The sequence below is a fragment of the Micrococcus sp. Alg238-R198 genome, from assembly GCF_900537135.1.
Lineage (GTDB): Bacteria > Actinomycetota > Actinomycetes > Actinomycetales > Micrococcaceae > Micrococcus > Micrococcus luteus.
Genome location: NZ_UNRH01000010.1, coordinates 1 through 21130 on the forward strand (window position 1 = coordinate 1; position 21130 = coordinate 21130).

Consider the following 21130-nt stretch of genomic DNA (forward strand, 5'->3'; position numbering starts at 1 on the left):
GCCACGACCGTGAGCTTCTACTGCCGGGCGCGGGCGTTCTTCGCCGCCCACGGCATCACCGTGGACCGGGTGATCACGGACAACGGGAACAACTATCGGGCTGCGGACTTCACCGCGAAGGTGGTCTCGCTCGGGGGCCGGCATCACCGGATCCGACCCTACACCCCGCGCCATAACGGGAAGGTCGAGCGGTACAACCGGCTGATGGTCGATGAGGTCCTCTACGCCCGCCCCTACACCTCAGAGCAAGCTCGGCGTGAGGCCCTGGCGGTGTGGGTGAACCACTACAACTACCATCGGCCTCATACCTCCTGCGGAGACGCTCCTCCGGCCTCGTTGGCACCGGCCCGAGTCAACAACGTCATGCCCTCCTACACCTAGCCCGCCGCGGCCGTCCGCCCACGGGCCCCTTCCGACCCGTGGGAGGCCTCACATCCGCTCGCGGCGGGCGAGGCGGGCGGCCGTAGCATGGAGAGGCCGTCGGCCCGTCCGACGCCGCCGACCCCCGACCGCCAGGAGTACCCGATGCGCCCGACCTCCCCTTCCCGCGCCCTGCGGCTCACGGGTGCCGTGGCGGCCGCGTGCCTGCTGGCCGGCTGCGCGGTCGCCCCCGACCTGGCCGAGGACTCGGCGTCCGACGACGGCGTGCCCCTGCCCGCGACGGAGGGGTATCAGCCGCTGACGGTCTACCTCGCCGTCGCCGAGGCGGAGGCGGTCCCGGGGACGAGCGGCCGGCCCTTCGGCTGCGGCGACCTGCTGGTGCCCGTGCAGACCGTGCCGACGGACACCGAGGACGAGGCGGACACCGCCCTGGACTTCCTGTTCGCGGACGAGCGCGGCTGGCACGGCGACCCGTCGCTGTGGAACGCCGTGTTCGACGCGCGCGAGACCCTCACCCCGACCGGGCACCGCCGCGCGGGCGACGTGGAGATCTTCACCTTCACCGGCACCGTGACGCCGGAGGACGAGTGCACGGCCGAGCGGATCCGCGCCCAGCTGCAGGCGACCGCCGCCGCCTTCACGTCAGCGGGACAGGTCCGGCTCGAGGTGGACGGCCGGGACCTCGACGACGTGTTGGGGCTCGAACCGCTCCGCCTCGGCGAGTCCGTGGACGTCCCGCAGGGGGACCCCACGCCGAGTGGGGAGCCGAGCGACGGATCCGGTGAGCAGACGTGGGCGCCGGAGGGCGAGTCGCCGGAGGACACGTGGGCTCCGGCCGAGCCCTCGACCTGGGCGCCGGCCGAGCCCTCGGACGACACCTGGGCGCCGGCCGAGGAGTCGTCGTGGGGTCCCGCCGAGCCGACCCAGGGCACGTGGTCCCCCGCCCAGGAGCCGAGCGCCCCCTGACCGGGCGACCCGCCGTCGTCGCCCGTCATCGGGCCTCCACCGGCGGCCGCGTCGTGCTATAGGGTGCCGAGCGTGCGGAACCTCCGAGATCACCTGTCCCAGCGCGCCGTCGGCGTGAAGCAGTCCGCGGTCCGCGACGTCTTCGACATCGCGATGGACCCGAACCTCGTCTCGCTCGCGGGCGGGAACCCGTGGCTCGCCGACCTGCCCCTCGACGAGCTGGGCCGGATCGCCTCCGACCTGATGACCCGGTTCGGCACGGAGTCCCTGCAATACGGCCCGGGCCAGGGCGCCGAGGAGATGCGTGCCGCCGCGACCGCCGTGATGGCCGCCGACGGCATCCCGGACGCGGATCCCGACCTCGTGGTCATCACCCCCGGCTCGCAGGCCGCGATCGACACCGCCTGCCGGGCGTTCGCGAACCCGGGCGACGTCGTCGTGGTGGAGGACCCCACGTTCGTGGGCGCGTTGACCACCTTCACCACCTGGCAGCTCGAGGCCGTGGCCACGGGCACCGACGACCACGGCCTGGTGCCCGCGGCCCTCGACGAGACCCTGACCCGCCTGGCCGCCGAGGGCCGCCGCGTGGCCTTCCTCTACACGATCCCCTCGTTCGCGAACCCCTCGGGCGCCCTGCTGCCCCCGGGCCGCCGCGCCGAGGTGGGCGCGATCTGCGAGAAGCACGGCGTGCTCATCGTGGAGGACAACCCGTACGGGCAGATCGCATTCGACGGCGAGCCCGTCGCCCCGATCGCCGCCGACCACCGGGACAACGTGGTCCACCTAGGCACGATGTCCAAGATCTTCTCCCCGGGCGTGCGCATCGGCTGGGCGCTCGTGCCGGCCGCGCTCAAGCGCGAGTTCTACCTGTGCGCGGAGTCGGCCTACATCCACGCGTCCACGTACTCGCAGATGCTCTCCACCGCCTTCGTCACGCAGCTGGACTGGCAGGGCCACGTCCGCCACGTGACCGGGCTGTACCGCGAGCGGGCCGCGGCGCTCGTGGACGCGGTGCGTGAGCACTGGGACCCGGGGGTCGAGTTCATCACCCCGCAGGGCGGCTTCTTCCTGTGGGCCACCCTGCCGACCGGGGTGGACACCCTCGAGGTGATGCACCGCGGCATCGAGGCGGGCGCGGTGTTCGTGCCGGGGGCGGCCTTCACCCCCGTCGAGGGCACGCACTCCACCCTGCGCCTCGCGTACTCGTTCGTGGACGCCGAGAAGCTCGTGGAGGGCGTGCGGCGCCTGGCCCCGGCGGTGAACGAGTCGATCGCCCGGGCCCGCTGAGCCGCAGCGGGCGCCCACAACGACGTCGGCCCGGCGCGTCTGCCGGGCGTGCGACCTCTTCCCCGGGCCCGCGAGATCGTATACGATCTCGACCATGACGCAGAGCACACCGGATCCCACGCCCACCGTCACCGAGCACGACTTCACCGTCCGGGAGAACCGGCCGGGCAAGGTGCTCGCCGTCCACCTGAACTACCCCTCCCGCATCGCCCAGCGCGGCCGGTCCCCGCAGGCCCCCGGCTACTTCCTCAAGGCCGGCACCTCCCTCGCCCGCACCGGCGACACCATCGAGCGCCCCGCCGGCACCGAGCTGCTCGCCTACGAGGGCGAGATCGCGCTGATCATCGGCCGCACCGCCCGGCGCGTCAGCCCGAAGGAGGGCTGGTCGCACGTCTCCGGCATCACCGCCGCCAACGACTGGGGCCTCTACGACCTCCGCCACGCGGACAAGGGCTCCAACGTCAAGAACAAGTCCGGCGACGGCTACACCCCGCTCGGCCCCGCGGTGATCTCCGCCGCGGGCCTGGACCCGGCCGCCCTGCGCGTGCGCACCTGGGTCAACGGCGAGATCGTCCAGGACGACACCACCGAGGGCCTCGTCTTCCCGTTCGGCCGGCTCGTGGCCGACCTCTCGCAGCTCATGACGCTCGAGGAGGGCGACGTCATCCTCACCGGCACCCCCGCCGGCTCCTCCGTGGCCCAGCCGGGCGACGTCGTCGAGGTGGAGGTGGACGCCCCCAGCGCCCCCGGCGCACCGACCACCGGCCGCTTGGTGACGACGGTCGTCGACTCGGAGCACTCCCTGGCCCCGTTCGGCGCGCAGCCGCAGGTGGACGACGTGCAGCGCGAGGAGGCCTGGGGCTCCCGCGAGGCCGCCGGTCTGGCCCCGCAGGCCGCGGCGCCGTCGTCGTCCGCGGTGGACGAGAACGGCCACTGGGTCGCGAGCGCCCCGCAGCCGTGCCGCTCCCTGCTGACCCCCGAGCTGCGCGCCAAGATCGACGCCATCGCGGTGGCCACCCTCACCGCCCAGCTGCAGAAGCGCGGCGTCCAGAACGCGACCATCGACGGCCCGCGCCCGATCCACCGGGGTCGGCGCGTCCTCGGCTACGCCAAGACCCTGCGCTACATCCCCAAGCGCGAGGACCTGGCCAAGGAGTTCGGCGGCGGCTTCAACGCCCAGAAGCGGGCGATCGACTCGGTGCAGCCGGACGACGTGGTGGTCATGGAGGCCCGTGGCGAGCACGGCACCGGCACCCTCGGGGACGTCCTGGCCCTGCGCGCCCAGGTGAACGGCGCGAACGCCGTGATCACGGACGGCGGCATCCGCGACTCCGCCGCCGTCGCCGAGGTCGGCCTCCAGGTGTACGCCGGCGCCACGCACCCGGCGGTGCTGGGCCGCCGTCACATCCCGTGGGAGGTCGGCGGCACCATCGCCTGCGGCGGCACCACCGTGCAGCCCGGCGACATCATCGTCGGCGACGACGACGGTGTGGTGGTCATCCCGCCGTCCCTGCTCCAGGAGGTTGTGGACGACGCCTACGAGCAGGAGCTCCAGGACGCCTGGGCGTACGAGCAGGTCAAGGCCGGCTACCCGGTGGACGGGATGTTCCCCCCGAACGCCGAGTGGAAGGCCAAGTTCGCCGAGTACCGCAAGACCCTGCCGGACGCCCCGGCCCCGGAGGGCGACGCCTGAGCATGCGCCGCACGGACATCGGAACGGTCGGCCTCGCAGGCGCCCCCGTCTCCAAGGCGGACCGCGCCTACCAGGCGATCCTCGAGGGGATCCGGGACCAGCGCCACGAGCCGGGCGACCGGCTGGTGCTGTCCCAGATCGCCGCGGAGCTGGGCATGTCCGTGGTGCCCGTGCGGGAGGCGATCCGCCGCCTGCAGTCCGAGAAGCTGGTGGCCTACGAGCGCAACGTGGGCGCCACCGTGGTGGGCATCGACCCAGTCGAGTACCGCCACACCATGGAGACGCTGGCGCTGGTGGAGGGGTTCTCCACCGCCCAGTGCGCCCCGCACGTGACCGCCGAGGACCTCGCGGCGGCCCGCGAGGTGAACGCGACCATGCGCGCGATGACGGAGTCGGAGAAGGCCTGGGACCCGGTGGCGTTCACCGAGCTCAACCGCCGCTTCCACTCGATCCTGTTCGAGCATCACCAGAACGAGCACGTGCACGACCTGGTGCACCGCGGCTGGAACCGCCTGGCCGCGCTGCGCTCCTCCACGTTCGCGTACGTGCCCGGTCGGGCGGTGGCCTCCGTGGACGAGCACGAGCACCTGCTGCGCCTGATCGAGGACGGGGCGCGCTTCGAGGAGATCGAGGCCGCCGCCCGCGCCCACCGCCTGAACACCCTGCACGCCTACCTGGAGCACAGCGCCGAGCCGTCCGCGTGACCGCCGGCCGGACCGGCGCCGACGCCGGCTGCTCCAAGCCCCGATCATCAGACCCACCCGAAGAACTCAGTGAAAGAGACACCATGACGGAGAAGACCAGCATCGAGGCCCGCAAGCCCGAGGGCCTGCCCGACGTCCTGCGCCACTACATCGACGGCGAGTTCGTTGACTCGATCGACGGCGACACCTTCGAGGTGCTCGACCCGGTGACCAACGAGCCGTACCTGACGGCCGCCTCCGGCAAGGCCGCGGACATCGACCGCGCCGTCGCCGCCGCCAAGCGGGCCTTCGAGTCCGGCGAATGGTCCCAGGCCCTGCCGCGCCAGCGTTCCCGTGTGCTGCACCGGATCGCCGACATCATGGAGACCCGCGGCGACCAGCTGGCCGAGATGGAGTGCTTCGACACCGGCCTGCCGATCAAGCAGGCGAGGGGCCAGGCCGCCCGCGCCGCCGAGAACTTCCGCTTCTTCGCGGACCTGATCGTGGCCCAGCACGACGACACCTTCAAGGTGCCGGGTCGCCAGATCAACTACGTGAACCGCAAGCCGATCGGCGTCGCCGGCCTGATCACCCCGTGGAACACCCCGTTCATGCTGGAGTCCTGGAAGCTGGCCCCGGCCATCGCCACCGGCAACTCGGTGGTCCTGAAGCCGGCGGAGTTCACCCCGCTCTCGGCCTCCCTGTGGGGCGGGATCTTCGAAGAGGCCGGCCTGCCGAAGGGCGTGTTCAACATGGTGCACGGCTTCGGTGAGGAGGGCTACGCGGGCGACCCGCTCGTGAAGCACCCGGACGTGCCGCTGATCTCCTTCACCGGCGAGTCCCGCACCGGCCAGATCATCTTCGCCAACGCCGCCCCGCACCTGAAGGGCCTGTCCATGGAGCTCGGCGGCAAGTCCCCGGCCGTGGTGTTCGAGGACGCGGACCTGGACGCGGCGATCGACGCGACCATCTTCGGCGTGTTCTCCCTGAACGGCGAGCGCTGCACCGCCGGCTCCCGCATCCTGGTCCAGCGCTCCGTCTACGACGAGTTCGTGGAGCGCTACGCCGCCCAGGCCTCCCGCGTGAAGGTCGGCCTGCCGGACGACGAGACCACCGAAGTCGGCGCCATCGTGCACCCGGAGCACTTCGAGAAGGTCATGTCCTACGTGGAGATCGGCAAGACCGAGGCCCGCCTGGTGGCCGGCGGCGGCCGCCCGGAGGGCTTCCCCGAGGGCAACTTCGTGCAGCCCACCGTGTTCGCGGACGTGGCCCCGGACGCCCGGATCTTCCAGGAGGAGATCTTCGGCCCGGTGGTGGCCATCACCCCCTTCGACACGGAGGAGGAGGCCCTCGAGCTGGCCAACAACACCAAGTACGGTCTGGCCGCCTACATCTGGACCAACGACCTCAAGCGCGCCCACAACGTCGCGCAGAACGTGGAGGCCGGCATGGTGTGGCTGAACTCCAACAATGTGCGGGACCTGCGCACCCCGTTCGGCGGGGTGAAGGCCTCCGGCCTGGGCCACGAGGGCGGCTACCGCTCGATCGACTTCTACACCGATCAGCAGGCCGTGCACATCAACCTCGGCGAGGTCCACAACCCGGTGTTCGGCAAGCAGGAGCAGGCCGCGGCGAAGATCGACGGCTGACCCGCACTGACCGGTGACCACGACGGCGCCCGCACCGTCCCCGCGACGGTGCGGGCGCCGTCGTCGTGCTGGGGCCGGGCCGGGTCTCTCCCCCGGCCCACCGACGCGGGTTGAGTTGTCGCGGGTGCGGGCGCCCCGGACCCGCGACAACTCAACCCGCGTTCCTCGACCGCCTTCCCGCCGGTCGCCCGGATCGTATACGATCGAGCCCGTGACCGTGTCCCAGGCCACAGCGCACCGCCCCCTCACCAAGGAGCACCGATGACCAACCTCGAGAGCCGCCAGAAGACCTCCTCCGGCTTCTTCGTCACCAAGGAAGTCCCCATCGACCCGGAGAACCCCCTCCCCACCCCGACGTCCGAGGCGCCGGACATCCTGCGCTGCGCCTCGATGGAGCTCGTGGTCACGGACCTCGCCGCCTCCCGCGAGTTCTACGTGGACGTGCTCGGCCTGGTGGTCACCGAGGAGGACGAGGAGACCGTCTACCTGCGCTCCATGGAGGAGTTCATCCACCACAACCTGGTGCTGCGCCAGGGCGAGACCGCCGCCGTGGCCGCGTTCTCCTACCGCGTGCGCACCCCCGAGGACCTGGACAAGGCGGTCGCCTTCTACGAGGAGCTGGGCTGCCGCGTGGAGCGCCGGAAGGACGGCTTCGTCAAGGGCGTCGGCGACTCCGTGCGCGTCGAGGACCCGCTGGGCTTCCCCTACGAGTTCTTCCACGACGTCGAGCACGTGGAGCGCCTGGCCTGGCGCTACGACCTCTACACCCCGGGCGCCCTGGTCCGCCTGGACCACTTCAACCAGGTGACCCCGGATGTGCCGCGCGCCGCCCGCTACATGCAGGACCTGGGCTTCCGCGTCACCGAGGACATCCAGGACGAGAACGGCACCGTCTACGCCGCGTGGATGCGCCGCAAGCCCACCGTGCACGACACCGCCATGACCGGCGGCGACGGCCCCCGGATGCACCACGTGTGCTTCGCCACGCACGAGAAGCACAACATCCTGGCGATCTGCGACAAGCTCGGCGCCCTGCGCATGTCCGACCACATCGAGCGCGGCCCGGGTCGCCACGGCGTCTCCAACGCGTTCTACCTCTACCTGCGCGACCCGGACGGCCACCGCGTGGAGGTCTACACCCAGGACTACTACACCGGTGACCCGGACAACCCCGTGGTCACCTGGGACGTGCACGACAACCAGCGCCGCGACTGGTGGGGCACCCCGATCGTGCCGTCCTGGTACACCGATGCCTCCCGCGTGCTGGACCTCGACGGCAACCTGCAGCCGCTGGTCTCCCGCACCGACGACTCGGAGATGGCCGTGACCATCGGCGCCGACGGCTTCTCCTACACCCGCGAGGGGCAGGGCGAGGAGTCCATGCCGGAGTGGAAGCAGGGCGAGTACAAGCTCGGCAACCAGCTCTGACCGGCACGGCCGGCACCGCTTCGGGACACCACGACGACGGCGGGCACCCAACGCAGGTGCCCGCCGTCGGCGTCCGCCCTCCCTACCATCCTCCGCGTCTCCCCGCCCCACGCCGTTCGAGGCGGAAAATCCACCTCATTCGAGCCGGGAGGGCCAGTTTGAGCTCGATTTCCCGCCTCAAAGCGTGGGGAGCAGGGGTGTCCCGCCTCGCAGACGGGCGTCGGGGGGCTGGCCTGGCTCACGGTGCACCGCCGCAAGCCCGGGCTGGGCATCGGGACGCGCGCCCCGGACTGATCCGGGGCGGTGACAGGATGGCGACGGGGCCGGGGGCAGAGCCGCGTAATCGTATACGATCAAGGCCAGGCCCCTGCCCGTCGTCGTGAAGGAGACCGCTGTGCTGGACCACGAGACCCACCTCAAGATCGCCGACGAGCTGCACCGCGCGGGCATCGACCGCGTGCCCGTGCCGCGGCTGACCGCGCGCTACCCGGAGATGGAGATCGAGGACTCGTACGCCATCCAGCGCATCTGGGCCGAGCGTCAGGTCGAGGCGGGCCGCCGCAAGGTGGGCCACAAGATCGGCCTGACCTCCAAGGCCATGCAGGACGCGACCGGGATCGACGAACCGGACTACGGCGTGATCTTCGACGACCAGGTGTTCGAGTCCGGCCACGTGTACGAGTGGAAGAAGTACACCCATCCGCGCATCGAGATGGAGCTGGCGTTCGTGCTGCGGGACGAGCTGCGCGGGCCCGGCCTGAACCTGATGGACGTGCTGCGCGCCACCGAGTACGTGGTGCCCGCGCTGGAGGTGCTGGACTCGCGCATCGAGATGGCCGGCCGCACCATCACGGACACCATCTCGGACAACGCCGCCCTGGGCTCCCTGGTGATCGGCGGCCGCCCCGTGGGCGTGCACGACGTCGACCTGCGGTGGGTCTCCGGCATCCTCTCCCGCAACGAGGAGATCATCGAGACCGGCGTGGCCGCGGGCGTGCTGAACCACCCGGCCAACGGCGTGCACTGGCTGGCCAACCGCATCGCCGAGCACGGAGACGCGCTCGAAGCCGGTGAGATCGTGCTCGCCGGCTCCTTCACCCGCCCGATGTGGGTGTACCAGGGCGACACCGTCTACGCCGACTACGGCCCGCTCGGCACCATCACCTGCCGCTTCGCCTGAGCCGGCCGCCGTCGTCGCCCCGCCCGCCTGCCCGCAACGCGGGTTGACCTATCACCAGTACGACCCCGCTCCACCCGCGACAACTCAACCCGCGTCGGGTGGAGGGCGCGGAGAACCCCGGAGGAACGTCCCATGCCCGTCCGCCACAACCCGCAGCCGCTGTTCCGCGACCTCTTCACGCCCGAGGCCGTCGCCGCCCGTGGGGGCCGCCCCGCCGCCGGCATGTTCCTCTCCTCCGGGGACCCGACGACGGCGGAGATCTGCGCCGGCGCGGGCCTCGACTACCTGCTCATCGACGCCGAGCACGCACCGCTGACCCTGCAGGACGTCCTCACCCAGCTGCGCACGATCGCCGGCTACCGCGTGCCCACCCTGGTGCGCGTGCCGGCGCTGGACACCGTGGCCATCAAGCAGTTCCTGGACCTGGGCGCCCAGACGCTGCTGGTGCCCATGGTCGACGACGCCGCGATGGCCCGCCGCGCCGTGGCCGCCGCCCGCTACCCGGACGGCTCCGCCGAGGGCGGGGTGCGCGGCGTGGGCTCCGCCCTGGCACGCTCCGGCCGCTGGAACCGGATCCCCGGCTACCTGCCCGGCGCGGCGGACCACGTCTCCGTGATCGTGCAGATCGAGACGGCCGCCGGCGTGCGGAACGCGGACGAGATCGCGGCGGTGGACGGGATCGACGGCGTCTTCATCGGTCCCTCGGACCTCTCCGCGTCCCTGGGACTGCTCGGCCAGCAGTCGCACCCGGAGGTGGTGGCCGCGGTCGAGGAGGTCATCGCGAAGGTCAAGGCCGCCGGGAAGTTCGTGGGCGTCAATGCGTTCGTGCCCGCGCAGGCCGACGCCTACGCCGCCGCCGGTGCGGACTACGTCAACGTGGGCGCCGACGTCGCCCTGCTGGCCCGCGCCGCCGAGGCCCTCGCCGACCGCTGGTGCCCGGCTCCGAGCGACGCCGCGGGCGACGGGGAGGGCGCGCCCCGCGCGTCGTACTGACCTGGTCATCCCCTCACTTCGGGGCGCGAAATCCACCCCATGGACGCCCGATCCTGGCCCATGACGTGGATTTCCCGCCTCGAATGGCTCGGGGCCGGCGCCCCGGGGGACGCCACCGCCTCCTGCACAACCGCGCCGGGCCCCCTCGTGCATCCCCAGGCTCACGCGCGCCCGTCTCGGGATGCCGAGCGACGGGGCACGCTCGCCGCATGCCCCGTCGTCCCGCCCCGCTGCCGCCGTCGATCGACCCCGCCGCCTTCACGGTCGACGACGCGCGCCGGGCGGGTGTGACGTGGTCCCGACTGCAGTCCTCGGACCTGCGGCGGCTGCGCCACGGCATCTACGGGCCGGCCGGCCCTGCGGCGGTCTCCGTCCGTGAGTGGACGATGGATGAGGTCCGCGCGTACCAGCGGCGCCATCCCGACGTCGTCGTCAGCCATGAGACCGCCGCCCGCCTGCACGGCCTGACCGTGCCCGCACGGCTGTTGGCCCCCCGCGCGGTGCACGTCAGCGTCGGCACCTCGGGCGGCCGACCGGTCCAGGCGGGACTCGTGCCGCACCGCATCGAGGTGCCGCAGGGACAGCGGATGATGCGAGGTGGCGTACTCGTGACGACGCCGGCCCGCACGCTGTGGGACCTGTGCGCGGCACGGTCGGCGCTCACCGAGCGGGACGTCGTCGTCGCCGGTGACGCCCTGCTCTGCCCGCCGTGGCTGCCCGGCGGCGGACGCGGGGCTCCCGCCTGCACCCCGGAGGAGCTCGTCCGATCGCTGGCCGAACGGGGTCGTTTCCAGGGGCGCGGGCTGGCCCGGGCGGCGCTGGCGAGGATGCGCGTGGGGGCGGATTCGCCGCGCGAGACACGTCTGCGGCTGGCGCTCGTCGATGCCGGGCTGCCGGAGCCCGAGGTGCAGTGCCGGCTGGACCCGTCAGACCGCCGCGCTCCGACGGTCGACCTCGGGTATCGGCCGTGGCGCCTCGCGTTGCAATACGAGGGCGAGCACCACCGCACCGCCGAGCAGCAGGCCCGGGACGTGCTGCGCGACCGCTGGTGCGCCGACCGCGACTGGCTCTCGATCAAGGTCATGTGGGCCGACGCCCGGGACGACTACGCGGACGTCGTCGCCCGGGTGCGGCGCCGGGCGGCCGCGTTCGGTGGGTGACCCGGTGAGATCCACGGTCACCGCAGTCCGCCACGGCCCCCCGTTTCGAGGCGGGAAATCCAGGTCAAAGCGCTCTGGTCCACGCCCGTGGGGTCGATTTCCCGCCTCCAAAGGACGGGTGCGGTGGGAGTCGGCCCGTGAACACCCGTGCTCCCCCACGTAGCGTGGCCCCATGACCACGTCCGTTCCCGCCCTGAGCTCGCATTTCGCCGACACCTTCCCCGAGCTCGCCCTGCCCTGGCAGGCCCAGGCCACGGACGGCCCGCAGCTCGTCCTGCTCAACGCCGGCCTCGCGGCGGAGCTCGGCCTCGACGCCGAGTGGCTCGCCACCGACGACGGCGTCCGTTTCCTCACCGGCGAGCAGCCCGGCCCGGGCGCGCGGCCGGTCGCGCAGGCGTACGCGGGCCACCAGTTCGGCCACTACTCTCCCCGCCTGGGTGACGGGCGCGCCCTCCTCCTCGGCGAGCTCACGGCTCCGGACGGTCGGCTCCACGACCTGCATCTCAAGGGCTCCGGTCGCACGCCCTTCGCGCGCGGCAACGCCGACGGGCAGGCCGTGCTCGGCCCCATGCTCCGCGAGTACGTGGTCTCCGAGGCGATGCACGCCCTCGGCGTGCCGACCACGCGGGCGCTGGCCGTCGTCGGCACGGGCCACCCGGTCCGCCGCGAGACCGTGCTGCCGGGTGCGGTGCTGGCCCGGACGGCCGCGTCGCACCTGCGCGTCGGCACGGCCCAGTACGCCGCGGCCCTCCCCGAGCAGGCGCACCCCACGGAGGTGCTGCGCCGGATCGTCGACGAGGCCATCGCCCGCCACCACCCGCACGCCACCGACGCCGAGCACCCCGCGCTCGCGCTCTACGAGGCGGTGATCGCCGCGCAGGCCGAGCTCATCTCCCGCTGGATGCTCGTCGGCTTCGTGCACGGTGTGATGAACACGGACAACATGACCCTGTCCGGCGAGACCATCGACTACGGCCCCTGCGCGTTCATCGACGCCTTCGACCCGGCCGCGAGCTTCTCCTCGATCGACACCCAGGGCCGGTACGCGTACGGCAACCAGGGGCCCATCGCCGCGTGGAACCTCGCCCGGCTCGGCGAGGCCCTCGTGCCCGTGCTCGACGACGACCCCGACCGCGCCGTCGCACTCGCCCAGGAGGCGCTGGGCAGGTTCCACGGCGCCCATCTCGCGGCGTGGCGGGGCGGACTGCGGGACAAGCTCGGCCTCCCGGCGTCGGTGGCGGAGGACGACGTCGCCGCGCTCACCGACCGCCTGTTCCCGTGGCTGGCCGCGGCGCGGGCCGACTGGACCTCGTTCTGGGTGCGGCTGGCCGAGCACACGGCGCCGCCCGTGGACGACGACGCGGCCCGCACCGAGGCGGCACGGCTCGTCCCCGGCGCCCCGGACCCCGCGGGGCTCGCCGCCTGGCTCTCGGACTGGCGGGCGATGGGTCCCGATCCGGCCCGCATGCGCGCGGTGAACCCCGTCTACATCCCGCGGAACCACCTGCTCGACGAGGCCCTGACGGCCGCGGAGGACGGGGACCTCACCGCCGTCCACCGGCTGCTCGAGGCCGTGACGGATCCCTTCACTCCGCGCCCCGGGTTCGAGCGGTACGCGGAGCCGGGTCCGGCGGACGGGGCCCCGTTCGTCACCTACTGCGGCACCTGACCGCTTTCGTTGACGAAACGGACGCCCTCCAGGGCACTTTCGTTGACGAAACGGGCGCTCTCACCCCCGCGCCAGCGACTTGACCGGCACGGCCGGGTCCGCGAGCGCGGCGGCGTCCACCACGATCCCCCGGTCGATGATGCGCCGGGCGGCCTTGACGGTCATGGGGTCGTCGATCGACGCGGCCCCGCGCAGGGTCCCGTCCGCGGCCAGGGCGAAGCTCGCCACCACGACGCCGCGCACCTCGCGGTCCACGATCCGCCCGCCGGCCGGCACCGTCATGTCCCCCACGGCCTCCACGTGGGCGTCGTACCGGTCGGACCAGAACCACGGGGCGCCCGGGGCGTCCGCCTGCTCCCCCAGGATCGCCGCCGCGGCGGCCGCACCGGAACGCAGCGCCGGCTCCCAGTGCCGCGACGGCGCCCACGCGGACCCCCGGGCCCGCGCGGCATCGCCCACGGCCAGGATCCCGGGCACGGTCGTGCGGCCCATCGCGTCCGTGAGCACGCCGTCGGCCACCTCCAGACCGGCGTCCTCGGCGAGGGCGGTGTCCGGCACGGTGCCGCCGGCCAGCACCACGACGTCGGCGTCCACGGTCCGCCCGTCGTGGAGGTGGAGCCGGTGGGCGGCCGGCAGCGCGGCGCCACCGTCGGCGTCCCGGTGCTCGATCCAGGCCGCCCGCCCGACCTCGACCGCGACCCCGTGCTCGGCGTGCATCCGGTGCAGGCGGGCGGCCAGCGCTGGCCCGACCGCCGCGCGAGCCGGGGCGTCCGTCCCGGTCACGAGCGTCACCGCGGCGAGCGAGCGGCGCGCCGCGGCCGCGACCTCCGCCCCCGTGAAACCGCCGCCCACGACCGCCACCTCGGTCCCGAACGTCAGGCGGTCGCGCAGGGTCTCGGCGTCGGCGCGGGTGCGCAGGGTGATCAGGTCCGGGTGGTCGGCGCCGGCGACGTCGAGGGCCCGGGGTCGCCCGCCCGTGGCGAGCACGACCGCGTCCGCGTCCAGGACCCGCCCGGAGGCCGTCTCCACCCGGTGGGGCGCGGGGCCGCCGTCGGGGTGGACGCCGCCCGGCACCACCCGGACCGCCTCGTCCTCCACCAGCTCCACCCCGTGCTCGGCGAACCATGCCGGCGGGGCGAGCAGCAGGCGGTGCGCGTCCGCGTCGCCGGTCAGGAACTCCTTGCTCAGGGGCGGCCGGTCATAGGGCACGCCCTGCGGGTCCACGAGGGCGATCCCGCCCGCGAAACCGCGGCGCCGCAGCTCGCGGACCACGGCGAAGCCCGCGACGCCGCCGCCCACCACCACGACCGAGCCGGGCACGCCCGCCGGGGCGTCGACGTCGTGGCTCATGCGCCGGGGACGAGGTAGAGCTGGCCCTCGCGCTCCTCGACGCGGTGCACGCCGACGCCCTTGGTGGCGGGCAGGCAGAGCGCCTCGCCGGTGCGCAGGCAGAACTGCGCGGCGTGCAGGGGGCACTCCACGCGGTCGTCCTCGAGCCAGCCCTCGGCCAGCGAGGCGTCCTCGTGGGTGCACGTGTCGTCGATCGCGTGGAACTCGCCCGCGTCCGTGTGGAACACCGCGACGTCGTCCCTCGTCCCCGCCGTCGCCGCCGGGACGACGATCGCCTCGCCCTCCGGGACGTCCGCCGCCGCGCCGATGTGGATCGGCTCCGCCATGGTCTGCCTCCTCTGGTTCCCGGGCCGGGCGGCCCGTGGTGGTCTCCCGTCACCGTATCCCCCGGCGCGGACCCGACACCCCTCCGCTGTGCTCCGCCCCGGTGCCACACCGCGCCCACCTGTGAATGGGTGAACCGGACATCACGGGGGCGTGAAATCACCCGACAAGCCTTCGAAAAATGTTCCCGGGAATGGTCGATCACGCTACGATCACGACGGCTCTCCGGCCCTCATCCCGCCCTCACCACGTCACCGACCCGGGAAAGCGACACGGCCCACGCCTGTCGTTCCTCGGGCACTCCACCTTCCGAAGGCATCCGCATGAAGATTCTCCCGCCGCGTTCCGCCGCGTCCCCCCGCCCGCTCGCGCCCGCCGTCGCGGTCGCCGCGCTCTCCGTCCTCGTCGGCGGCCTGCTCCCGCAGCCGCCGTCCGCGACCACGGAGGGCGCCCCCGACGTGCGCCCGCTCGACGACGCCGCCCGCGCCACGACCGTCGGCGCGGCCGCGACCCCCGCGTCGGCCGCTCCCGTCGAGGGCGCCGGCGTCGCGACCGTCCCGCAGGAGGGCGAGAACCTCGTCCCGGCCGAGGAGGCTCCGGCCGGCGTCGTGCTCGGCGAGCCCGTGGTGGACCGCCCGTTCACGGTGGCCGCCGCCGTGTGGGACACCGCGGCGGACGACGCCGTCGAGCGCGTGGAGATCCGCGTGCGTCAGGACGGGGCCTGGGGCCCGTGGCAGGTCCTGGATCGGCCCGTCCTGCCTGAGGACGCCGCCCCCGCGCGCACCGGCACGGACCCGTTCGTCGCGTTCGGCGCGGACGGCGCCCAGCTGCGCGTGACCACCGCCGACGGCGCAGCCCCGGCCGGCCTCGAGCTGTCCCTCATCGACCCGGGCACGGCCGCCACGGACGAGACCGTCGCGAGCGCGCACCCGGCGGTGGCCGCCGAGCAGGCCGCCGAGACCGCCGGCCTGCCCCGGGGCGTGAAGTCGAGCGCCGTCGTCGGGGGCGCCGCACCCGCCGAGGCCCACACCGTGGCCACGGCCTCGGACGCGCGCGCGAAGATCCTCCCGGACGTGATCACCCGCGCGCAGTGGGGCGCGGACGAGTCCTGGGCCGAGTCCTCCCCGCAGTTCGACCAGGTGCGCGCGCTGACCATCCACCACACGGCCGGCACGAACGACTACACGCGCGCCCAGGCCGTGGAGCAGATGCGCGGCATCTACGCGTACTACACGAAGACCCTCGGCTGGGGCGACTTCCCGTACCACCTGATCACGGACCGCTTCGGCAACATCTACGAGGGCCGCCGCGGCGCCCTGGACTCGAACCCGCTGGGCACGCACGCGGGCGGGTTCAACCGGGGCACGATGGGCATCTCCACGATGGGCAACTACGACGTGGTCGCCCCGTCCGAGGAGGTGGTGGACGCGATGGCCCGCGCCACCGCCTACTACCTGTACCGCGACGGCATCGACGCGCGGGGCCGAGTCACCCTGACCTCGGGCGGCAGCACGAAGTACGCCGCGGGCACGCCCGTCACCGTGGACACGATCTTCCCGCACCGGGCCACGTCCGCGACCGCGTGCCCGGGGCAGCACCTGATGGCCCGCTTCGACGACCTGCGGGACCGCGCCGAGGCCATCGCGACGGCGGCCGGCCAGCCGCCGGCACCGGCCACCCCGGCTCCGACGCCGGCCCCGACGACCGAGCCGTCGACCGCCGGCACGTACACGGTGCAGCCGAACGACGGCTGGTGGACCATCGCCCGCCGCACCGGGGTGCCCGCGGCCACCCTCCAGGAGCTCAACGGCATGACCGAGTCGACCGTGCTCCACCCGGGCATGGTGCTACGCACCGTCGCCGACCCGACCGCCCCGGAGCCCACCCCGATCACCACCGGCACGTACACGGTGCAGCCGAACGACGGCTGGTGGGTCATCGCCCGACGGACCGGCGTCAGCGCCGCGGAGCTCCAGCGGCTCAACGGCATGACGGCGTCGACCGTCCTGCACCCGGGGATGGTGCTCATCACGGCCGCCACGGCGCCGACCTCCCCGCCCGCGCCTGCCCCGGCCCCGGGCACGTACACGGTCCGCGAGGGCGACGGCTGGTGGATCATCGCCCACCGCACCGGCGTGACGATGGAGACCCTCCAGCGCCTCAACGGCATGACCGCGACCACCGTGCTGCACCCGGGGATGGTGCTGCGGACCGGCCAGACCGCCTCCGCCCCGGCGCCCTCGCCCGCCACCTACGTGGTCCAGGCGAACGACGGCTGGTGGCTCATCGCCCAGCGCACGGGCGTCTCCATGGAGCGCCTGCAGCGCCTCAACGGCATGACGGTCTCGACCCTGCTCCACCCGGGCATGGTGCTGCGCACCGCCTGAGCACCCCGCCGGGACGACGTCGGCCCGCACCTGCGCGCGAAGGTGCGGGCCGCCGTCGTCGGTTGAGTTATCACCGGTCGCAGGCCGCCGCACCCGGGATAAGTCAACCGGCGTTCCTCCCCACGACAAGTCGACGACGGCGCAGGCCTCCGAGAGCCCGTGGGGCCGGTGGCTGCGGCGCCGCGGCTCAGTCCTCGAGCTTCTCGAACCGCACGCCGGGGTGCGCCGCCTCCAGCTCCTCCCACGTGATGCCGTGCAGCTCGCGGACCCGCACGACCCCGGAGGCGTCCAGCAGGAAGACGCCCCGATCCGCGTAGATGCGGGAGACGCAGCCGACGCCGGTGAGGGGGAACGTGCACTCGGCCAGCAGCTTCGGATCGCCCTTCTTGGTGAAGAGATCCATCATCACGTAGGTGTCCTTGGCGCCGATCGCCAGGTCCATCGCACCCCCGACGGCGGGGATCGCCCCGGGCTTGCCCGTGGACCAGTTGGCGAGGTCGCCGGTCGCGGAGACCTGGTAGGCGCCGAGGACGCACACGTCCAGGTGGCCGCCGCGCATCATGGCGAACGAGTCGGCGTGGTGGAAGTACGCGGCCCCGAGCAGCTCGGTGACGGGGATCTTGCCGGCGTTGATGAGGTCTTCATCGATCTGCTCGCCCTCGGCCTGCGGGCCGAAGCCCAGCATGCCGTTCTCGGTGTGCAGGGTGACGTTCTTCTCCGCCTCCAGGTAGTTGGACACCGTGGTGGGCTGGCCGATGCCCAGGTTCACGAAGGAGCCGGGGGCGATGTCCGCCGCGATCGTACGGGCCAGTTCGTCCTGGGTCAGCGGGGTGTCGGTCTGGGTGATGCTCATCGCTCTCCTCACTTCCCCTCGGCGGCCGGCTCGGCCGCGGTCGTCGTGGCCGCGCACGGCTTCGGCCGGCCCTCCGCCAGGGCAGCCCGCTCGGCGCGCTCCTTCTCCCCGGACTCGGTGTCGATCCGCACCACGGTGTCCGTGTAGATGCCGGGGGTCACCACGTGCTCCGGGTCGATCGGCTCCTCGCGGACCTCGTCCACCTGGACGATCGTGGTGGCGGCGGCCGCGGCCATGACGGGTCCGAAGTTGCGGGCGGTCTTGCGGTACACGAGGTTGCCGTGGCGGTCCGCCGCGTACGCCTTGATGAGCGCGACATCGCCGCGGATCGGGGCCTCCAGCACGTAGTGCGTGCCGTCGATCTCGCGGACCTCCTTGCCCTCGGCCAGCTGCGTGCCGTAGCCGGTGGGCGTGAAGAAGCCGCCGATGCCGGCGCCGCCGGCGCGCAGGCGCTCGGCCAGGTTGCCCTGCGGGACGAGCTCCAGCTCGATCTCCCCGGCACGGTAGGCCTCGTCGAAATGCCACGAGTCGGACTGGCGCGGGAACGAGCAGATGATCTTGGCGACCCGCCGCTCCTTGATCAGCAGCGCCAGGCCCGCGTCCGCCTGGCCCGCGTTGTTGTTGACCACCGTGAGGCCGGTGGCCCCGGACTCGAGCAGCGCGTCGATCAGCTCCATCGGCTGGCCGGCGTTGCCGAACCCGCCGATCAGCACCGTGGCGCCGTCGGTGATGCGGGAGACGGCCTGCGCGGCCGTGTCCACGAACTCCAGCATGGGGACTCCTTGGATGAGGGGGTCGGGTGGGTGCTCGGCCGGACGCGTCAGCGCGCGGCCACGTTCTCGAGGACGACGGCGATGCCCTGGCCCACGCCGATGCACAGCGCGGCCACGCCCCACCGCTCACCGGAGGCCTCGAGGCGGCGGGCCAGCGTGCCGAGCACGCGGGTGCCGGAGGCCCCGAGGGGGTGGCCGATCGCGATCGCGCCGCCCCAGGCGTTCACGATCTCCGGGTCCACGCCCCAGGCGTCCGTGCAGGCCAGGGACTGGGCGGCGAAGGCCTCGTTGAGCTCGACGGCGGCCACGTCCTTCCAGCCGATCCCGGCGCGGGACAGGGCCCGGTTCACCGCCTCCACCGGCGCGTAGCCGAAGAAGTCGGGCTCGTTGGCGGCGGTGGCGCGGCCGGCGATGCGGGCCAGGGGCTCCAGGCCGAGCACATCGGCGCCCGTCGACGAGCCCAGGAGGGCGGCCGAGGCGCCGTCGTTCATGGGCGAGGCGTTGCCCGCCGTGACGGTGCCGTTCTCCCGGCGGAACACGGTGCGCAGGCCGGCGAGGGTCTCGGGGGTGGAGTCCGGGCGGACGGTCTCGTCCCGCTCCAGGTCCGTGCCGGGCACGGCGGCCACGAGGGAGTCATACCGCCCCTCGTCCCACGCCCGCGCGGTAAGGCGGTGCGAGCGCGCGGCGAACTCGTCCTGGCGCTCGCGGGAGATGCCGAAGCGCTCGCGCAGCAGCTCCGTGGCCTCGCCGAGCGAGACGGTCCACTCCGGCGGCATCGCGTCATTGATCAGGCGCCAGCCGAGCGTGGTGTTCGCCGCCGCCAGGTCGTGCATGGGGAACGGGCGGGTGGTCTTGGGCAGCACCCACGGGGCACGGGACATCGACTCCACGCCGCCCACGAGGACCACGTCCGCCTCGCCGGTGTTGATCTGGCGGGAGGCGATGATCGCCGCGTCCAGGGAGGAGCCGCAGAGGCGGTTCACGGTGGTGCCGGGGATGGACAGCGGCAGGCCGGCCAGGAGGGTGGCCATGCGGGCCACGTTGCGGTTCTCCTCGCCCGCGCCGTTGGCGTTGCCGAAGACGACCTCGTCGATCCGCTGCGGGGCGGCGGCGTCCGTGCCGGCCTCGATCGGGCGGCCGGCGGCGGCGTCGGCCACGGCCTGGGCGGACGCGGCGCGCAGGCCCTCCAGGCCCGGGGCGCGGTCCACGAGGGTGCGGACCACGTGGGCGGCCATGTCGTCGGGGCGCACCCCCGACAGCGCGCCGCCGACCTTGCCGAAGGGGGTGCGGACGGCGTCGAACACGTAGGCATCGGTGAGGCTCATGGCCTCACCGTAGGACCGCCTCGGCGGGCGGGGAAGGGTGTGTGCGTGACGCGCACGGGCGTGCGCTGTGCGCATAGCGGACTACGCTGGCGGACATGACCGACGACGTCGACGCCCCCGGCGCACGTCCCGCGTCGGGCGGGGACGTGGTGCGCGCCCTGGCGTCCGGTCTGGCGGTGCTGCGCGCGTTCACCCCGGACACCCCCACGCTCTCGGTGAGCGAGGCCGCGACCGCCGCGGGGGTCACCCGGGCCACGGCGCGGCGCATGCTGCTGACGCTCACGGAGCTCGGCTACGCCGTGCAGGACGGGCGGCGGTTCGCGCTGACCCCGCGCGTGCTGGAGCTCGGCCACGGCTACTGGTCCGGCCGGTCCGTCTCCGAGATCCTCCGGCCGATCCTCACCCAGGCCTCGCAGCGCCTGCACCAGTCCTGCTCCGCGGGCGTGCTCCACGGGGCGCACCTGATGTACATCGCGCGTGTGCACACCGAGCGGATCCTGCGGGTGAACCTCGACGTCGGCACGCGCCTGCCCGCGTTCACCACGTCCATGGGCCGCGTGCTGCTGGCCGACCTGCCCGAGGACGAGGCCTGTGCCCTGCTCGCAGGCGCCCCGCGCACCCCCGCCACGGAGCACACCCTCACGGACGTGGACGCGCTGATGGCCGAGCTGGCGCGCGTGCGGGAGCAGGGCCACGCCGTGGTGACCGCGGAGCTGGACGCCCATCTGAGCAGCGTCGCCGTGCCCGTGCGCGACGCCGAGGGGCGAGTGGCCGTGGCGATCAACACGGCGCTGTCCCTCGGGCCGGACCATCGCGACCCGGGCGCGCGCCGGGCGGCCCTGCGGACCGGGGCCCGCGTGCCGGCGCCGCGCACGCCGGAGGTGGCGGCCGCCGTCGTGCAGGCCCTGCCGGTGCTGCGCGCCGCCGCGGACGACGCCGAGGCCGCCCTGGCCGCGCTCCAGCGCTGAGCGCCCACCCCCTTCAGCACTCCCCGCACCCGCATCCGCACCAGCACCAGCACCCGCCCCC

The 21130-nt window shown here is 73.6% G+C and carries 18 protein-coding genes; 13 read left to right on the plus strand and 5 right to left on the minus strand.

The window, feature by feature from the left end:
* The 11 genes from G6R13_RS09540 to G6R13_RS09590 form a co-directional block, all read left to right on the plus strand.
* On the plus strand, nt 1-381 hold a 381-nt coding region (locus G6R13_RS09540), incomplete at its 5' end, for an integrase core domain-containing protein (protein ID WP_163721527.1).
* Between the two features lie 144 nt (nt 382-525).
* Nucleotides 526-1347, plus strand: coding sequence for a GerMN domain-containing protein (locus G6R13_RS09545; protein WP_163721529.1), 822 nt, complete (start codon nt 526-528; stop codon nt 1345-1347).
* Nucleotides 1348-1419: 72 nt separating this feature from the next.
* On the plus strand, nt 1420-2634 hold the full coding sequence (locus G6R13_RS09550; RefSeq protein WP_163721531.1) for a PLP-dependent aminotransferase family protein: 1215 nt from the start codon (nt 1420-1422) through the stop codon (nt 2632-2634).
* A 94-nt stretch (nt 2635-2728) separates the two neighbouring features.
* A complete protein-coding gene (locus G6R13_RS09555; RefSeq protein WP_163721533.1) occupies nt 2729-4327 on the plus strand; it encodes a fumarylacetoacetate hydrolase family protein in 1599 nt (532 codons plus the stop codon).
* A gap of 2 nt (nt 4328-4329) precedes the next feature.
* Nucleotides 4330-5031, plus strand: coding sequence for a GntR family transcriptional regulator (locus tag G6R13_RS09560; RefSeq protein ID WP_063188614.1), 702 nt, complete (start codon nt 4330-4332; stop codon nt 5029-5031).
* Between the two features lie 83 nt (nt 5032-5114).
* Entirely contained in the window at nt 5115-6659 is a 1545-nt protein-coding gene (gene hpaE / locus G6R13_RS09565; protein WP_163721535.1) for a 5-carboxymethyl-2-hydroxymuconate semialdehyde dehydrogenase, read from the plus strand.
* 261 nt (nt 6660-6920) lie between these two features.
* Nucleotides 6921-8087, plus strand: a complete 1167-nt coding sequence (gene hpaD / locus G6R13_RS09570) for a 3,4-dihydroxyphenylacetate 2,3-dioxygenase (RefSeq protein ID WP_113914330.1) — start codon at nt 6921-6923, stop codon at nt 8085-8087.
* Nucleotides 8088-8481: 394 nt separating this feature from the next.
* Nucleotides 8482-9267 carry a fumarylacetoacetate hydrolase family protein gene (locus tag G6R13_RS09575; RefSeq protein ID WP_163721537.1) on the plus strand — a complete coding sequence of 262 codons (786 nt, stop codon included), beginning with the start codon at nt 8482-8484 and terminating at the stop codon, nt 9265-9267.
* A gap of 132 nt (nt 9268-9399) precedes the next feature.
* A complete protein-coding gene (locus G6R13_RS09580) occupies nt 9400-10260 on the plus strand; it encodes an aldolase/citrate lyase family protein (RefSeq protein ID WP_163721539.1) in 861 nt (286 codons plus the stop codon).
* A gap of 209 nt (nt 10261-10469) precedes the next feature.
* Complete coding sequence (locus tag G6R13_RS09585; RefSeq protein WP_163721540.1) at nt 10470-11420, plus strand: hypothetical protein; 951 nt, start codon at nt 10470-10472, stop codon at nt 11418-11420.
* 172 nt (nt 11421-11592) lie between these two features.
* Complete coding sequence (locus G6R13_RS09590) at nt 11593-13089, plus strand: protein adenylyltransferase SelO family protein (protein WP_163721542.1); 1497 nt, start codon at nt 11593-11595, stop codon at nt 13087-13089.
* Nucleotides 13090-13149: 60 nt separating this feature from the next.
* Here G6R13_RS09590 and G6R13_RS09595 read toward each other — a convergent pair whose 3' ends face one another.
* Nucleotides 13150-14439 carry an FAD-dependent oxidoreductase gene (locus G6R13_RS09595; protein ID WP_129867094.1) on the minus strand — a complete coding sequence of 430 codons (1290 nt, stop codon included), beginning with the start codon at nt 14437-14439 and terminating at the stop codon, nt 13150-13152.
* Nucleotides 14436-14765 (minus strand): bifunctional 3-phenylpropionate/cinnamic acid dioxygenase ferredoxin subunit, encoded by a 330-nt coding sequence (locus tag G6R13_RS09600; RefSeq protein ID WP_002857882.1) that lies wholly within the window; start codon nt 14763-14765, stop codon nt 14436-14438. Before G6R13_RS09600 ends, G6R13_RS09595 begins: the two co-directional genes overlap by 4 nt.
* 321 nt (nt 14766-15086) lie before the next feature.
* Between G6R13_RS09600 and G6R13_RS09605 the strand changes: the two genes are divergently transcribed.
* On the plus strand, nt 15087-17150 hold the full coding sequence (locus G6R13_RS09605) for a LysM peptidoglycan-binding domain-containing protein (protein ID WP_163721544.1): 2064 nt from the start codon (nt 15087-15089) through the stop codon (nt 17148-17150).
* A gap of 187 nt (nt 17151-17337) precedes the next feature.
* On the opposite strand, the gene G6R13_RS09610 is transcribed toward G6R13_RS09605, so the two are convergent.
* The 3 genes from G6R13_RS09610 to G6R13_RS09620 are packed head-to-tail and all read right to left on the minus strand — an operon-like array spanning nt 17338 to nt 20101.
* A complete protein-coding gene (locus G6R13_RS09610) occupies nt 17338-18003 on the minus strand; it encodes a 3-oxoacid CoA-transferase subunit B (RefSeq protein ID WP_163721546.1) in 666 nt (221 codons plus the stop codon).
* A gap of 8 nt (nt 18004-18011) precedes the next feature.
* Nucleotides 18012-18776 carry a 3-oxoacid CoA-transferase subunit A gene (locus tag G6R13_RS09615; RefSeq protein WP_020624469.1) on the minus strand — a complete coding sequence of 255 codons (765 nt, stop codon included), beginning with the start codon at nt 18774-18776 and terminating at the stop codon, nt 18012-18014.
* 47 nt (nt 18777-18823) lie between these two features.
* On the minus strand, nt 18824-20101 hold the full coding sequence (locus G6R13_RS09620; protein WP_020624470.1) for a thiolase family protein: 1278 nt from the start codon (nt 20099-20101) through the stop codon (nt 18824-18826).
* 95 nt (nt 20102-20196) lie between these two features.
* Here G6R13_RS09620 and G6R13_RS09625 point away from each other — a divergent pair, with 95 nt between their 5' ends.
* A complete protein-coding gene (locus tag G6R13_RS09625) occupies nt 20197-21069 on the plus strand; it encodes an IclR family transcriptional regulator C-terminal domain-containing protein (RefSeq protein WP_020624471.1) in 873 nt (290 codons plus the stop codon).
* Nucleotides 21070-21130 lie beyond the last annotated feature (61 nt).

What these genes read in the sequence shown, in the direction of transcription:
- G6R13_RS09585 (WP_163721540.1), top strand. Translation starts at nt 10,470, where the DNA reads ATGCCCCGTCGTCCCGCCCCGCTGCCGCCGTCGATCGACCCCGCCGCC.
- G6R13_RS09555 (WP_163721533.1), top strand. Translation starts at nt 2,729, where the DNA reads ATGACGCAGAGCACACCGGATCCCACGCCCACCGTCACCGAGCACGAC.
- G6R13_RS09590 (WP_163721542.1), top strand. Translation starts at nt 11,593, where the DNA reads ATGACCACGTCCGTTCCCGCCCTGAGCTCGCATTTCGCCGACACCTTC.
- G6R13_RS09600 (WP_002857882.1), bottom strand. Translation starts at nt 14,765, where the DNA reads ATGGCGGAGCCGATCCACATCGGCGCGGCGGCGGACGTCCCGGAGGGC.
- hpaE (WP_163721535.1), top strand. Translation starts at nt 5,115, where the DNA reads ATGACGGAGAAGACCAGCATCGAGGCCCGCAAGCCCGAGGGCCTGCCC.
- G6R13_RS09615 (WP_020624469.1), bottom strand. Translation starts at nt 18,776, where the DNA reads ATGCTGGAGTTCGTGGACACGGCCGCGCAGGCCGTCTCCCGCATCACC.
- G6R13_RS09545 (WP_163721529.1), top strand. Translation starts at nt 526, where the DNA reads ATGCGCCCGACCTCCCCTTCCCGCGCCCTGCGGCTCACGGGTGCCGTG.
- G6R13_RS09620 (WP_020624470.1), bottom strand. Translation starts at nt 20,101, where the DNA reads ATGAGCCTCACCGATGCCTACGTGTTCGACGCCGTCCGCACCCCCTTC.
- G6R13_RS09580 (WP_163721539.1), top strand. Translation starts at nt 9,400, where the DNA reads ATGCCCGTCCGCCACAACCCGCAGCCGCTGTTCCGCGACCTCTTCACG.
- hpaD (WP_113914330.1), top strand. Translation starts at nt 6,921, where the DNA reads ATGACCAACCTCGAGAGCCGCCAGAAGACCTCCTCCGGCTTCTTCGTC.
- G6R13_RS09625 (WP_020624471.1), top strand. Translation starts at nt 20,197, where the DNA reads ATGACCGACGACGTCGACGCCCCCGGCGCACGTCCCGCGTCGGGCGGG.
- G6R13_RS09595 (WP_129867094.1), bottom strand. Translation starts at nt 14,439, where the DNA reads ATGAGCCACGACGTCGACGCCCCGGCGGGCGTGCCCGGCTCGGTCGTG.
- G6R13_RS09610 (WP_163721546.1), bottom strand. Translation starts at nt 18,003, where the DNA reads ATGAGCATCACCCAGACCGACACCCCGCTGACCCAGGACGAACTGGCC.
- G6R13_RS09605 (WP_163721544.1), top strand. Translation starts at nt 15,087, where the DNA reads ATGAAGATTCTCCCGCCGCGTTCCGCCGCGTCCCCCCGCCCGCTCGCG.
- G6R13_RS09560 (WP_063188614.1), top strand. Translation starts at nt 4,330, where the DNA reads ATGCGCCGCACGGACATCGGAACGGTCGGCCTCGCAGGCGCCCCCGTC.